The 13,935-nt window shown below is 63.0% G+C and carries 12 protein-coding genes and 3 pseudogenes; 9 read left to right on the top strand and 6 right to left on the bottom strand.

Annotated elements, in window-relative coordinates; all coding sequences use genetic code 11:
• Positions 1-141 precede the first annotated feature (141 nt).
• From AC1DCZ_RS18980 to AC1DCZ_RS18965, 4 genes are read left to right on the top strand one after another with little or no spacing between them, the layout of a single operon-like run.
• Positions 142-912 carry a TnsA-like heteromeric transposase endonuclease subunit gene (locus tag AC1DCZ_RS18980; protein WP_476975954.1) on the top strand — a complete coding sequence of 257 codons (771 nt, stop codon included), beginning with the start codon at positions 142-144 and terminating at the stop codon, positions 910-912.
• Positions 909-3,005 (top strand): transposase, encoded by a 2,097-nt coding sequence (locus AC1DCZ_RS18975; RefSeq protein WP_476975953.1) that lies wholly within the window; start codon positions 909-911, stop codon positions 3,003-3,005. Before AC1DCZ_RS18980 ends, AC1DCZ_RS18975 begins: the two co-directional genes overlap by 4 nt.
• Positions 2,996-4,024, top strand: coding sequence for an AAA family ATPase (locus AC1DCZ_RS18970; RefSeq protein WP_476975952.1), 1,029 nt, complete (start codon positions 2,996-2,998; stop codon positions 4,022-4,024). The genes AC1DCZ_RS18975 and AC1DCZ_RS18970 overlap by 10 nt, the downstream gene beginning before the upstream one ends.
• A gap of 59 nt (positions 4,025-4,083) precedes the next feature.
• The gene (locus tag AC1DCZ_RS18965) at positions 4,084-4,926 is read left to right on the top strand and encodes a hypothetical protein (protein WP_476975951.1); all 843 of its coding nucleotides are present in this window, start codon (positions 4,084-4,086) and stop codon (positions 4,924-4,926) included.
• Between the two features lie 236 nt (positions 4,927-5,162).
• On the opposite strand, the gene AC1DCZ_RS18960 is transcribed toward AC1DCZ_RS18965, so the two are convergent.
• Entirely contained in the window at positions 5,163-5,423 is a 261-nt protein-coding gene (locus tag AC1DCZ_RS18960) for a hypothetical protein (RefSeq protein WP_476975950.1), read from the bottom strand.
• A 900-nt stretch (positions 5,424-6,323) separates the two neighbouring features.
• Entirely contained in the window at positions 6,324-7,382 is a 1,059-nt protein-coding gene (locus AC1DCZ_RS18955; protein WP_476975949.1) for an Abi family protein, read from the bottom strand.
• A 122-nt stretch (positions 7,383-7,504) separates the two neighbouring features.
• Here AC1DCZ_RS18955 and AC1DCZ_RS18950 point away from each other — a divergent pair, with 122 nt between their 5' ends.
• The 3 genes and pseudogenes from AC1DCZ_RS18950 (at position 7,505) to AC1DCZ_RS18940 (ending at position 8,410) form a co-directional block, all read left to right on the top strand.
• Complete coding sequence (locus AC1DCZ_RS18950; protein WP_476975948.1) at positions 7,505-7,906, top strand: helix-turn-helix domain-containing protein; 402 nt, start codon at positions 7,505-7,507, stop codon at positions 7,904-7,906.
• 98 nt (positions 7,907-8,004) lie between these two features.
• A pseudogene (locus tag AC1DCZ_RS18945) lies at positions 8,005-8,262 on the top strand (zinc-binding dehydrogenase); the annotation flags it as partial.
• Positions 8,263-8,275: 13 nt separating this feature from the next.
• Entirely contained in the window at positions 8,276-8,410 is a 135-nt protein-coding gene (locus AC1DCZ_RS18940; protein ID WP_169998703.1) for a zinc-binding dehydrogenase, read from the top strand.
• 47 nt (positions 8,411-8,457) lie between these two features.
• Here the strand turns inward: AC1DCZ_RS18940 and AC1DCZ_RS18935 are convergent, their stop codons facing one another.
• The gene (locus AC1DCZ_RS18935; protein WP_476975947.1) at positions 8,458-10,830 is read right to left on the bottom strand and encodes a transketolase-like TK C-terminal-containing protein; all 2,373 of its coding nucleotides are present in this window, start codon (positions 10,828-10,830) and stop codon (positions 8,458-8,460) included.
• Positions 10,831-11,060: 230 nt separating this feature from the next.
• Between AC1DCZ_RS18935 and AC1DCZ_RS18930 the strand changes: the two genes are divergently transcribed.
• Positions 11,061-11,633: a TetR/AcrR family transcriptional regulator gene (locus tag AC1DCZ_RS18930; protein ID WP_350005776.1), complete on the top strand. Its 573-nt coding sequence runs from the start codon at positions 11,061-11,063 to the stop codon at positions 11,631-11,633.
• Positions 11,634-11,639: 6 nt separating this feature from the next.
• Here AC1DCZ_RS18930 and AC1DCZ_RS18925 read toward each other — a convergent pair whose 3' ends face one another.
• Together AC1DCZ_RS18925 and AC1DCZ_RS18920 are read right to left on the bottom strand one after the other, a co-directional pair.
• Positions 11,640-11,837: a hypothetical protein gene (locus tag AC1DCZ_RS18925; RefSeq protein WP_476975946.1), complete on the bottom strand. Its 198-nt coding sequence runs from the start codon at positions 11,835-11,837 to the stop codon at positions 11,640-11,642.
• Between the two features lie 55 nt (positions 11,838-11,892).
• Positions 11,893-11,961 (bottom strand): annotated as a pseudogene (locus AC1DCZ_RS18920) (hypothetical protein); the annotation flags it as partial.
• A gap of 129 nt (positions 11,962-12,090) precedes the next feature.
• On the opposite strand from AC1DCZ_RS18920, the pseudogene AC1DCZ_RS18915 reads away from it, so the two are divergent.
• Positions 12,091-12,372 (top strand): annotated as a pseudogene (locus tag AC1DCZ_RS18915) (pyruvate dehydrogenase); the annotation flags it as partial.
• Positions 12,373-12,726: 354 nt separating this feature from the next.
• Here the strand turns inward: AC1DCZ_RS18915 and AC1DCZ_RS18910 are convergent.
• A complete protein-coding gene (locus AC1DCZ_RS18910) occupies positions 12,727-13,227 on the bottom strand; it encodes a class I SAM-dependent methyltransferase (RefSeq protein ID WP_476975945.1) in 501 nt (166 codons plus the stop codon).
• Positions 13,228-13,935: the final 708 nt, after the last annotated feature.

The raw sequence follows: 13,935 nt of genomic DNA, 5'->3' as shown, positions 1-13,935 counted from the left end.
TGTCCTGTCTCATCTAAGTTGAGGCAATCTCACTACAGATGAGGCATTGCCTGTTTTTGTCTCATTGTAGTTAAGGCATTCGCGCGGCGTGTCTCACTTCACTTAAGGCATTGGCCGCTTTTGTCTCATTACAGTTGAGGCATGGGACTCGCTGCGGCGGCGTCCGAGGCCTATGCCGGACGCAACATCGCTCCAGGCGCCCTGACCTACAGGGAGCAGTTTTCCTCTGCACCCAGGACTGGCCATCTCGCCGATTGCTGGATGATCCCGTTTGAGAACTCAGTGCCGACTCGGCGTCTTACGGCATTCAAGGGACAGCGCAATTTCGCCGGTCTCTGGTGGTGTGCCACGAACCATCGGCACGTCGGCTTTGAATCCTGGTGCGAACGCGACAATCTGATGCGTCTGGATTTCGACCGCGACGTGGTCGGGTTCTCATCCCAACCCTTCCGCATCGTCTTGCCCGACTCACTCCCCCAGATTTCACACGTACCGGACTACTTCGTCCGGTTGGCGGACGGTTCGGCCGCCGTGATCGATGTCCGGCCCGACAACAGGGTGACTCCGGCGGATCAAGACATTTTTCAGGCGACGGAGGACTTGTGCGCGACCGTCGGCTGGGCCTACAGGCGCCTCGGCGGGTTGCCGGCTGTTCTTCTGGCAAATCTGCGGTGGCTCTCCGGCTACCGGCACCCGAGGTGTTTTCGGGCATCGACAGCAGTCAAACTCCTGGACAGACTCGCCGTCGATGGCCCGATGCCAATACGTAGCCTCACTGCTGCAACCGGTGACCCTGTCACGATCCTTGCACCGCTGTTCCACCTACTTTGGACGCACCGGATCGGCACTGACCTGAAACGCCGGGTCCTCCATCAGGACACGATGGTCTGGCTGAATGGCCAAGCCCCGTGACGGGCGGGCACGCCGTATTGACCCTCGGTGATGACGTTGAGCTCCGAGGGGTCTTCTACCGGCTGACCGCCCTTGACGGCGATGTCGCCATGCTTGCCGTTGCCGGCGAGGCACCTGTCGCGATCAGAGTCGGATCACTCCTTGCCGATAAGACCTTCAGGATCGTGGGAACTCGGCCAACGCGGCGGCGGATCACCGGCCCGTCACCACTCTTCGAATCGCTGCCTGCCGACGTGCAGGAAAAAGCGCGGTGGATGGAAAGCCACATGACCGAAGTCCTGGACGGCGTCCCCTGCAACGCCGAGCCGGGTCAGACCGCCAGGAGGACCTTTGACGTCGAGCTCACATCCTTGCGCCAACGTGAGCAGGCCAAATTGGCGGAACTTCACGAACTGGGCGAAACCATGAGCATCGGCTCGCTGCAGAGACTGCGCCATGCCTACGAGAAAAAGGGCATCCTGGGGCTGGTCGACCGGCGACTCATCCGCCAAACGCCCTTGGCAGGCCGGACTGACCAGCGGGTGGTCGACGCCATTCTCTCAGTGCTGGAAGCCAACACCCATCAGTCCTCCGGAACCGCAGACCGCCTGGTGCGCCAAGTACGCAAGCAACTCGAAGCCGATCACGGACCGGACGTTGTTCCGTTGCCGTCGAGGGCCACCTTCCACCGCCTCATCGGCAGGCTTGCCGAGGGGCGCCACGCCACCGGATCAGCCCGCACCCGGCGGACCCTTGCCCAGCAGCCGGAGGGGCCGTTTGGTGCCGTCCATCCGGTCAGGCCCGGGGAACTCATGCAGATTGATTCCACTCCCCTGGACATCGCCGTCGAACTCGCCGACGGCGTCATCGGGCGGGTCGAACTGACCGCGATGGTCGACATCGCCACCCGAAGCATCCCCGCGGCCGTGATCCGTCCCACGACAAAGGCAGTCGACGCGGCCCTGCTGCTCGCCCGCTGCCTGACCCCGGAACTCATGCGCCCAGGCTGGGCGGCCGCAGCGTCGATGGCCGCCTCCGCCCTGCCCTACCGGTCGATGAAATCCATCGACGAACGACTCCACAATGCCGCGGCGAAACCGGTCATCGTGCCCGAAACGATCGTCTGCGACCACGGCAAGGCCTACCTCTCCAACACCTTCAAAAGCGCCTGCCGCAGCCAGGGAATCAGCCTCCAACCAGCCCACCCCGACACTCCCACCGACAAGCCCGTCATCGAGCGGACCCTGCAGTCCATCGGCACACTCTTCGCCCAGTACGTCACCGGCTACCTCGGCTCCTCCGTCGAACGTCGAGGCAAGAACGCCGAACACCAGGCCGTTTTCTCACTGCTGGAAATCCAGGACCTCCTCGACGAGTGGATCGTGACCGGCTGGCAAAACCGCCCCCACGACGGACTGCGGGACCCCTTCACCCCCTCCCGCGTGCTGACACCTAACGAAAAGTACGCGGCCCTGCTGGCCGTCAGCGGCTACGTCCCGGTCCCCCTCGGGGCAGAGGACTACCTCGAACTGATGCCCGCTGAAACCCGGGTCATCAACAGCTACGGCGTGAAAATCCGCCACCGCGTCTACGACACCGAAGAGCTGAACCCCTACCGCGGACAGAAATCCGGGATGAAAGCCCTCAAGGACCTGTGGGAGGTCAGGTACGACCCCTACGATGCCGGTTGCGTCTGGATCCGCAACCACCACGACGGCGGATGGATCACCGCCTACTGGCGCCAACTCTCCGCCTCTCCCCAACCCTTCGGGGACGACATCTGGAACTACGGACGCCAAATCGTCGCCCAACGCGGCATCACCAGCCCCTCCGAGGAAACCATCAAGGCCGCCGTCGACAAGCTGCTCGACAAAGCCTCGCCGCCAGCGCCGCAACGGAAGAGAACACGGAAGGACCAACGAGCAGCCGCCCGCAACACCGCCGCAGCGACTGCCCAACGCCCGCGCACCGATCAACCACCACTGAAACCGGCCCCGCAGCCCGAAACAGCTGCCGGATCATCGGCGGCACAAGTCGCTGAAGCCCCGAAGCTGGCGAAGATCATCCCGCTGAAGATCTATGACCCACAGAAGAAGGCCGACGAATGGTGGTAGAAGCAGCAGAGCTCCCCAGCACCAGCCGCGCGCCGACCACCACCCTGCAGGGTTGGCGGAGCTTTGTCACTTCCGTCGCACCAACGATCGCCCTGCCCGATCCGGTGGCGTTGGTGTCGATGAACGCCACGGAGCGGGAACGCTACGACGAGCAGCGCATCAGCTACCACTCCGAACTCGTGATCGTCGAAACCTCAACCGTCCGTTCCATCACCAACCAGGGACGGCTGTTGATGATGCTCAACCAACGCGAAATCAGCGCCCGCCGCGGACTCGTAATCTCCGGCCCCTGGGCCTCCGGCAAAACCACCGCCATCAAACTCCTCGGCAAAACCCACGAACTCCTCATCCGGCGCAAGTACCCCAACCAAGACCGTATTCCCGTCGTCTACATCACCACCCCGCCGAAAGGCTCCCCCCGGAAACTGGCCAGCGAATTCGCGAACTTCCTCGGCCTTCCCCAACGCCCGCGCCAGAACGTCACCGACATCGCCGACGCCGTATGCCAGGTCCTCAGCAACGCCAAAACAGACCTCGTGATCGTCGACGAGATCCACAACCTCAACCTGGCCACCAGCGCCGGCGAAGACATGTCCGACCACCTCAAATACTTCACCGAACACATGCCCGCCACCTTCGTCTATGCCGGCATCAACGTCGAAAACTCCGGCCTGTTCACCGGGCTCAGAGGCCGGCAGATCTCCGCCCGCTCCGTACTGAAAACCACCGGCCCGTTCCCGCCCACCGAGGAATGGGACGCCCTCGTGGCCACCCTCGAAAACGGCCTGCGCCTGCACCACCACGAACGCGGCACCCTCACGGACCAGGCCCAGCATCTGCACTACCGCACCGGCGGTAGCATCAGCAGCCTCTCCCACCTGATACGCCAGGCCGCCATCATGGCAATCCTCACCGGCACCGAGAAAATCGACCGCGAACTGCTCAATGAGACCAGCATCGACCACGCCGCGGAATCCCTCGCACCACGCCCACCCGCCGCCACCGCATCCCCACGATGACAACCGCGACTGCCTTCAAGAGCCCCGCCAGGCCGCTGCCCCGCCCTATCCGCCCGTTCATGGACGAGACCACTCCCTCCTTCATCCGGAGGCTCGAAACCGCCAACAAACTTCGGCGTGGCCAGCTCAGAACGCTCCTGAAACGCAGCCGCCGGCCATGGATCGACAGCCTGGCGGTTTGGACGGGCTGCGACCCGGCCGTGATCGTGTTGGCCATGCCCCAACTCGGCATACACGTTCCGGATCCAACCCTGCGGCGGAAGCTGGCCGGACGCCCCACCCGCACAACCCACACCATCGCCTGCCACCGCTGCACCCTCGCCCGCGACGCAGGACGATACGTGGAGATCTATAGCACCCACGAAAAGACCATCTGTTTGCACCATGGCCTCTGGATTGGAGACGGTGTCACCGGCGTCACCGACCAGTTCTCCATCCACGCCAGCCCTGAGATCACCGCGGCCTGGCACCACCACAGGAACCTCATCACCCGGCACGGCCGCCCCGGCGTGCGCAAGGCCTTCCACATCGCCAGCATCATCAACTGGCGCTGGTACGACCAGTTCCAACACTTCACCGCCGCCACGGACACCTACGACCAATTAGCAGCCGACCAGCCACCGCAAGCCACCAGCCATGGCATCGTGGCGGCCTCGCTCTACCCCTCCATCGTCAACCTCACCGCGGCCATGGGATCGCCCCACTGGGCCCAGATCGCACATTCAAGAAGGCCTGACGCCTTCCTGGACAGAGTCAGCGAAGAAGTCACCGAAGGCTGGGTCCCTAAGGGATCCTTCGACCCGCTCCGCCAGTGGATGACCGAAGACTGGCTCCCAGGATTCCGCGGATCCGACACGATTCTCCCGCCCAAACCCCAACGATTGACGCCCATAACGAAATGAGCCTGAACCGGCCCCAAATTCTGTCCCATATAAGGCCCGCTCACCGGGCATTATCTCGGGCCGGTCCTACGGGAATCGGAAGGCCGCGGAAACGCGGCGACCGCGATCCGGAAACTTTGGGTGGCGCTTGCGCCGCTGAACGACCGGCTAACGGGACGACCTGCGGGTCCGGCATCTTCCGAACCGTCCGCCTAGAGCAGGGCTTCCTACTCGTCCTTGCCAATGTTCGTGAACGGTCAGAAGAGCCCTTCACCGCGAAGGACTCTTTCCAAATCTGCGCGGCTGAGACCTGCCGCGTCCACAATCCAGTTCGTGCCATAGCCAGCTTCGCCTGAGGCGCGGACGGCGACACCGAGATCGAGTGCAGCTCGCCTGCAAGCGTCCATTGCCTCGCGCAGTCTGTGCGCAGCTTCCTGCACCGGAAGCCTCATTTCAACGGGCGGCAAATTCAAGCGCACATTCTCGTCATCTACGTTGAAACTCCAGTCTGCGTTCACTGTCTTCCCCAATTTTGGTCGGTCTGAACAAGCACAGGATATGGGAGAACCCGTGGATCGACCGCCGGCCCGGTCCATTCTGCTACCAGACAGACTCGGAAGTGGCCGCGGAGGGGTCCCATTCGCCCCGGTGCTGCCTTAGATCTGGCACATGAACCCCGGTGTTACTCTCAACTTGTGGCCGCCCAGCCGGTAAGGGGAATCACGGGTTGTTAGCGCAAGCGAAACAAGAAGGGCTGGAAGTAGACCCCGGATACTCGCCACCTCGGTTCGTTAGTCAAGTGACTGCATACTCCGCTAAGAGGACGGTCAGACGCTTGATGTAACTCGTTGTTCTAAACCACGGAATAGTCACTGCACCAGCAGCGCCCCGTAACGGGTCGGTGAACCACTGAGTAAGGAGTCCTTTATGGCGAGACTCCCGATAGATGACGGGTTAGGCTCACGCTATGAAGCTTCGGGGCGTTCTTCTGCTTGGGGCAGGCGTTGTTGTGACCGTGTTGGCATTTGCTGTCCTGCTCGGCCGCCTGCCCTGGGTAAGCCGGGCATGTCCAGCAGTCGGTTACGCCTACGTGGGTGATGTGGAGCTGGCCTTTTCCACCCCGCCGGTGTCAGTAGCGGCTTGTTTTGGGGAGGTATGCACTCCTGAGCCGGTGGCGAGAAACCCTGAGGGAAAATGGCTGGTGCCGCAGTCCCCGCCATACCCGAATCCGCCTGTTAGTGTCACTTCGATTTTTGTGGAAGCCGTGGCCACTTCTGGTGGCCGCATAGCCCCGCCAGCTGAGGCTTGGAGCGTAACCAACGCAGGTTTCTGCGATTTGGGTCAACTGTAGTGAGACAAGGGCACTCATTTTGTCTCACTACAGTTGACCCAACCGCCTAAATTCAGGCCCTGATGGTTCAAGTTAGATGAGACAGGACACAGGCGCTTGGCTTCCACAAGTCCAGGTCCAACCAGTCAGCCGGGAAGCCCATGCTGACGTTGGGAGATAGGAGCTCGGTCCCGTCCGGGGCTGGAAGTTCGATGTCGAGCTTTTTGATCTGCGTCTTGAAGGTCAGATGCCAGTTGGAGCCACTGCTGTGCGACCTGAGCATGAACGCCAGGACGGCGGCGTAGATGTAGAGCCTTTGTCGTGGTTTGGGTGTGTTCGTGAAGTCGGAGCCGACCAGGTGAGTCAGAAGGTCGCCGTGGGTGTCGTGTTGCCCGAACGCGATCGGTCGTTTGAAGGCGCGGTTGAAAAGGCGGGACCCGTGCGCGCACGCATTGCGGAAGTCGACCATCATGCGCAGCATCGCCCCAAACCGGCTGGGGTGGGCGAACCCGAACATGCGCGCTACCTCGCGGGCGTCCGGGGTCTGCATGAGCTCAAAGAGATAGGGCAGGTTTCCGAAGCTGAGGACCTCGGTTACGGCCCAGATAGGCACGTCCTGGTGGGGATACTTCAGTAGGTGGTGCTTAAGGAAGTCTTCGTCTTCGGCGCCGGACTTAACCGCGTCCCGCCAGGTCGTGGTCCACGCATCGAACTTTGTACGTTTGCCAAGGGATTGATCTCCGCTGAGCTGGTCGCAACTGCGCGCCTCGAGGAATTGCTTGTCCGCGTGGGCTGCAACGTTCTTCGCCGCGAGCGTGTGGGCCATGGCTGCCCTCAAGCGAACTTCGAAGTCCAGCAGGCCTTCCTGGCAGACCCGGGCCAGCTTGAAGTCGAAAGCTTCCAGCTTCAGGACGTGCTCAATGCTCGCCCCGGCTATGTAGTCATCGGAACGGTATTGGTGCAGACGCGCATCGATCTTTTCAGGTGGAAGCAGCCGCCGGAAAACGTACCGGTACGCGCCAGAGCGGAAGTAACCAACACGGGTGAGGAAGTTAAGCGCTGCGGTGGGGTCAGGAATGGCGAGGCCACGGGCTTCGAGTTGTCCCAGTAGCTCGTCGCGCTCTTTAAATTCCTTCGTATACTCCACGCATCACCGTATGTCGCTTAATGAAAATTGCCCCCTTGAGCCGGAGCTCAGAGGGGGGCAATGTCTGATGGCAAAAATGTAACACATTTACCCGGGTAGCGGGTAAACGCCCTCGTTTAGGGTTGCCACGTCAAGGTGAAGGGCGTCCGGGGCGAGGTCGGTCGGGTGACGCTTCAAGCGGTCGCAACGTCGGTTACCGCTGGAACTTTCGGCAACTGATGGCCCAACGTAACCTCTGGAAAACCACCGAGTTCCTCCCCCTCCTCAAAGCGCGGGGCATCAACCTCTCCAACGCCCAGGTCCACCGGCTCGTCACCGGAACACCCGAACGCATCCCTGCCCAGACTTTCGCGGCCCTCTGCGACATCCTGGAATGCACGCCCAACGACCTGTTCGAACCCTTCGTGCAGATGCGTGCCGCCAAGACCGCCAATGCCCCAAAAAGGCCGGAAGACCTGGGAATCGCACCCGGCGCACCGAGCGCCCGCCGGATCCGCGTGCTGCCACCGGACGAGGATGCCTAGGCCCCGAAAAGCCGGGGTCTCCACTTTCGCCATTATGTTCGCTGCCGCGGCAGGAGCCCGTGTGCGGCGACGTCTTCGAGTGCTGAAAGCTCACCGCCGCCCGTGCCATCAGCGTCGACGAGGGATTTCTCTACACAGATCTTGAATGGGTCCAGCAGGTGCTCGAAGCTACCGGAGGCGGTGTGGACGTCATCATCAACGGTGCCGGTGCCAACCTGGCGGAAGCCATGGGATGTCTGAAACCAGGAGGCTGGATCGTCGTAGTGGGCTCAACTGCCGGGAGCACGGTCAGGACCGAAGTCCCGGACCTCTATTTCGGGCAATATCGATTCTCGGGCGAACCTTGGAAGCCCTGATGATTTTGCGCAGATGCTCGATCTGGTCGACAAGCACCAGATCCGCCCGCTTATCGACTCCGTCTACCCGCTGTCGGAGGTCGCCGAGGCGCACCACCATCTCGAATCCAGAAAACATCTTGGGAAGCTCGTCCTAAGCCTTGGCTAAAGATGTTCGCGCTGTGACGACCGCGAGGCCGGCGTTTTCCTAGAACCTTAGCGGACGAGGTTTAGTGCAACATTGACGATGGATTCTTCGTCGATGCCGTGGATCCGGTAGGCGTCCTGCAGATCAGAGGACTGGCCGAAGTCCTTCACTCCCAGGGAGATGGTTCGGTCGCCGCGGGCTCCGGCCAGGAAGGACAAGGTGTGGGGGTGTCCGTCCTGGACGGTGACGAGGGGCGTGGGGGCGTGCCGGGGAAAGAGGGCGTCAATGATGTCGAATCCGCTCCCGGTGGTTCCTTGGTTGAGTGAGTTGCGGCGCTGGAGGGATTCGAAAACCAGGTCGGGGCTGGTTAGGCAGACGACGCCGGCGGTGATTCCGAGCACCTTCAGCCGCTCGGCTGAGGCGATGACTTCCGGCATCATTGCCCCGACGCCGACAAGCGTGACGCTGTCCTCGGCCGGGTTGTGGTCGGTCAGCCGGTATCCGCCGGCTACTGCGTGCCGACGGCGCCGCTCGAGCAGCACATCGTCCGCCGGCATGGCAGACAGGGACTGGTCCAGCGGACGCGTAGTCAGTCGGAAGTAGGCCGAGCGTCCGCCGGGAACACCGATCCGGCTCATGGCTTCGAGCATGCACCACTCGAGATCCTGGGCGAAGGCGGGCTCCCAAGCGGTGCACTCGGGTTGCTCCAGGCCGATGGACGGAGTGGTGATGGACTGGTGCGCCCCGCCCTCCGGTGCAAGGGTGACTCCCGAAGGCGTTCCGATCAGGATCGACTGGCCACCGGCATACATGCCGAAGGACCACGGTTCGAGGGCGCGGGCCACGAACGGGTCGTAGATGGTGGCGATGGGGATGAGCGGCTGGCCCCAGCGGCTCCAGGTCGTTCCGAGTTCTGAGGCCAGACCCACGAGATTGGTTTCGGCGATGCCGAGTTCGATGTGCTGGCCGCGGGAGTTTTCAACCCAGCGGAGGACTCGTTCGGGGTCGTCGGTGAACCAGTCCCGGCGTTCACCGACGGACCACACTCCGGTCTTGTTGATCCAGCCGCCGAGGTTAGTGGAGGAGGCAACATCGGGGCTGCAGGTGACCACACGGTGGGCCACCTCCGGCGCGGCCCGTTTCAGGTCAGAGAGGAACCGTCCCAATGCGGCTTGGGTGGAAATTTTGTCGCCGTAGCCCCATGGAAGGGACACCGGGACCGGGACTGACGGGGCCGGGGCGAGTTGCGGGCGACTGAGCCGGCCGGCTGCCTCGGCGCATACCCGGTCCTCGACGGTGCCGGGCTGGAACTTGCGCCAGGGGTCCGATAGATCCATCCCGGAGGTCTCCGCCAAGGTTTCCATCTGATCCTTGGTCAGGAGTGCTGAGTGGTTGTTCGGGTGGCCTTCGGTGGCAAGGCCGCGGCCCTTGATGGTGTAAGCGAAGATGACGGAGGGCCTGCTGCGGTCGACCTGCTTGTAGGTGTCCAGCAGCAGTCCGATGTCATGTCCGCCGAGGTCGCGGACCGCCGCGGCCTGCTGCGCAGCGTTGAGTGAGCGCAGCAGGGTTTCCATGGCCGGGGTGCAGCCGCTGGCGCAGAGGCGGTCGAAGATCTCCGAGTGGGGGGACCGGAGCATCCGCTGGTATTCCCCGTTCGGCATGGCCTCCAGGCGGCGCTGCAGATCCACACCGCCTGGACGGGTGAAGAGTTCCTGTACGCGGGTCCCCCACTTGCGGGTCAGGACCTGCCAGCCGGCGGCTTCGAACATGCCCTGCAGGCGCAGAATCTGGGAGTCGGGGACCACCCGGTCCAGGGACTGTCGGTTCAGGTCAACGATCCAGAGCAGTTCGCCGAGTTTCACCACGGTTGGGTCGGCGACGGCTTCCCAGATGGCGCCTTCGTCCAGTTCGGCGTCGCCCAGGAGCCCGATAAAGCGGCCGGATTTCCGCGAATCGGCGTACCTGTCGCGGACGAAGCGGTGTGACATGGCGGCCCAGATGGTGGCCGTTGCCCCGATGCCCACGCTGCCGGTGGAGAAATCCACCGTGTCAGGGTCCTTTGACCGGCTGGGGTAGCTCTGGAGGCCGCCCTTCTGCCGAAGCGTTCCGAGTTTCTCTTCGTCCAGGTCGTCCAGAAGGTAATTGAGGGCGTGCAGAACGGGGGAAGCGTGCGGCTTGACGGACACACGGTCCGCCTCAGTCAGCTCGGAGAACCAGAGCGAGGTCATGATCTCCACCATGGAGGCGCTGGAGGCCTGGTGTCCGCCGACTTTGATTCCACTGGCGTTGGGGCGCCCCCGGTTGGCGGCATCCACGATGGCGACGGCCGTCCACCGGACCCGCCGGGCGATGTTCTCCAGAACGGCTGTCCGGGAATCTGCTTCCTCCGGGGCTGCGGCGCCCCAGGGCCGGGATGTCACCTGAGCGTCTTCCACCTTCATGACGGTCTCCTGTACAAGTAAGCGTTCGGCGCTTAATGCTCCTCACGGCGGTGAACAAGGTCGATTGCCCCTTGCTCGGGATGTCCCGGATGAAGTTACATCACGGAATTAACTAAGAATAACTTCTCAAATGCTAGCCGAGGGCAATCGAACTGAGAAGAGCTTCGCAGTAGATTCTGGGGTATCTTGGAGGCGTGCACAAGCCTGCTAGATCTCCTCGAGCCGATGCGGTGAATTCCAGGCAGAAGCTCCTGGATGCTCTGGGGCGTCTTCTCGAACACCAGGGCCTGGATGTCACGCTGCCGGAACTGGCGCGGGAGGCCGGGGTCTCAAGCGCTACCGCTTACCGGCATTTCGATGACGTCGAAGAAGTGCGGGCGGAGTTCTACAACCGAATATTCGATCGGGTCATTAGGGCGATTGAGGAGCTGACCGAGAGGTACACCGGATTGGATCTCTTCCATCGGGTCTGCCAGACCTGGGTGGAGCTGGAGCTTCCTTGGTCCCGCGCGGCTACGTATATCCGCAGTGCCGAAGGCATTCTGGAGCGGGTCCAGCGCGGTGAGCGCCTGAGCTCCTCGTATCACCGGCTGGTAACCGGAGTGCTCGATCAGCTCATCGCGGCAGGCGTGATCCCTGCGCAGGACACCGATTACGCCGCCCTGCTCTGGCTGACGATCTTCGATGAGCGGGTCTTCGTCGATCTGCATACAGCCAAGGGGATGGAGTCCTACGAAATCAGCCACCGCCTCGGCACGTCACTGTTGGCTGTCCTGAAGCAGGGCGACCATTACCTTGCCTAGCCACCGTTAGGAGACGCGACGGAACAGGGCTGCGAGAGCTTGGCCTCCACCGATGCATATCGTGACGATGCCGAGCTCAAGGTCCCGGCGGGCCAGATCTTTTGCGACCCGCAGGCTCAAAATCGCGCCCGTTGCGCCGACGGGGTGACCAAGTGCGATGGCTCCACCGTAGGGGTTTTGTCTTTTCTGGGTCGAGTTTGGCATCGCGGATGACGGCAACGGCCTGGGAGGCAAAGGCCTCGTTGAGTTCGATCGTGTCGATGCCCGCCGGTGTTGTGCCGGTCTGTTCGAACAGTTTCTTCAGGGCAAGAACGGGTGCGTAGCCCATCAGCCCCGGCTTGAGGGCAGCGGTGGCGACCGACTCCAGTGTGACCAGCCCGGTGAGCCCGCACCTTGGGGCCGTACTCGGCGCAAAGGGTCCTGCGCGGCTGGTCTTCTTTTCATTGCTTTGCAGCTGATGGGCTCCGGCAACGCCTGGGGCGCCGCAGCCCCGGAGGAAGCAGATTCCCGGACAGCCGTTCTGGAGAACATCGCCCGGCGGGTCCGGTGGACGGCCGTCGCCATCGTGGATGCCGCCAACCGGGGGCGCCCCAACGCCAGTGGAGTCAAAGTCGGCGGACACCAGGCCTCCAGCGCCTCCATGGTGGAGATCATGACCTCGCTCTGGTTCTCCGAGCTGACTGAGGCGGACCGTGTGTCCGTCAAGCCGCACGCTTCCCCCGTTCTGCACGCCCTCAATCGCCACCATCTACGACCCGTTCGTGGCCCGCGCCCTCGAACCGTGGTCCTTCGGCATGTATTCCGGTGGCCAGTCGATCCTGATCGGAACGCCTTCGGGAGTCACCCTTGCACCGGGCGCACCAGCCCATCACCACTCCGTCCATCGGCCTGGAGCAACCCGAGTGCACCGCTTGGACGCCCACCTTCGCCCAGGCTGTGGCATGGCCAAGGATGTGCGCGACCGGCGGCGCGAGCGGATGGACGGAAAACCCGAATCTCCGGTTGTCGCTGACCGTAAACCCTGCATCGGTGATCGCCTTAAGCGTTTCCCTGTTCGGGTGGCAGCCGCCGGATACTTGCTTCCAGAACGGGGTCAGGAAGTCCTCCGCCACGGCAAAGACCCCATGTCGGAGCGGACATGCTCATAGAAGGCCAGCACCCCACCCGGCCGCAGGACCCTGCGCGCCTCAGCCAGGGCCGCGGACTGCTCAACGACGCTGCACAAAACAAGACTGGTGACCACCGCGTCAGCACTGGCATCGGCAGCAGGGACAGCCTCCGCGGCCCCGGCAACGACGATGACCGGAACCGGAGCAGACACTGCCCTGTTTGCGGCCAAAGCGCGCAGGTAATCATCAGGCTCCACCGCCAGAACCTCCGTGACCGTGGCGGGGTAAAGCGCGAACGCGGACCCGGCCCCGGCCCCTATCTCGACGACCCGGCCATACAAACTACTCAGCAGATCCCGGCGGTGCTCAGTAACGCCCCCTCGGTTCATGCCTTCAACCGCCCGGGCATAGGCGCGGGCAAAGCGGGGATGCTGCAGCCCGCCGGCCCAGCAGGAGCCGGTGGGCCCGGGAGGGTCATTGTGCACCGCCCGCATGGTAGCTGCCCAGGGCTGCGAAACCCCGCCCGACATCCTTCTGAAAAAGCATCCTGACGGCCCTGCCATCGCCACACCCTTGGACTCCAGTCCCCCCGCTGCAGGACCAACCACCGGCCACACTCCCCTCCCTGACGAAGGCAGCACCAGCCGTCAAGACCGGCCCGGCCCTACTAGCCATGCACCGCAGACAGCCTCAGCCCGGAAAGGTATCGTAGGGTCATCCCAAACCCACGGAGGACGTTATGGATAACGAGAACCTTCACCAACAGGACATTCCGGACCGCGTGCGTTCCAGCACTCCTAGCACGTCCAGGCCGGACTCGACCGCGAAATCGAACGCCACATCGACACTTACGCCGACCGGTCAAAAGCCGACATCACTAAACGCATCGAGGAACTCGACCACGAATGGGACGTCGAACGGCTCCTCGACTCAATGCCTCGTCCCTGGCCTTCATCGGCACGGTACTGGGAGCGACAACCAACCGGAAATGGCTGCTGCTCCCAGCAACTGTCCTGGCATTCCTGTTCCAGCACGCCGTCCAAGGCTCAAAAGACAGGTTCATGGTCAATTCTCCTGTAAAGGGCGCCTTCAGGATCACCCGGCAAGCGGTCCGTGGGCCAGCCGACGTGTTTGTCAGGGCGGACCAGTACGGGGCCGTTTTCGGCCACGCCGCGCAGTTTCGCCCAGTCGCA

The organism is Arthrobacter sp. 10N418, from assembly GCF_056394725.1.
This window is presented reverse-complemented; position numbering and strand designations above follow the sequence as displayed.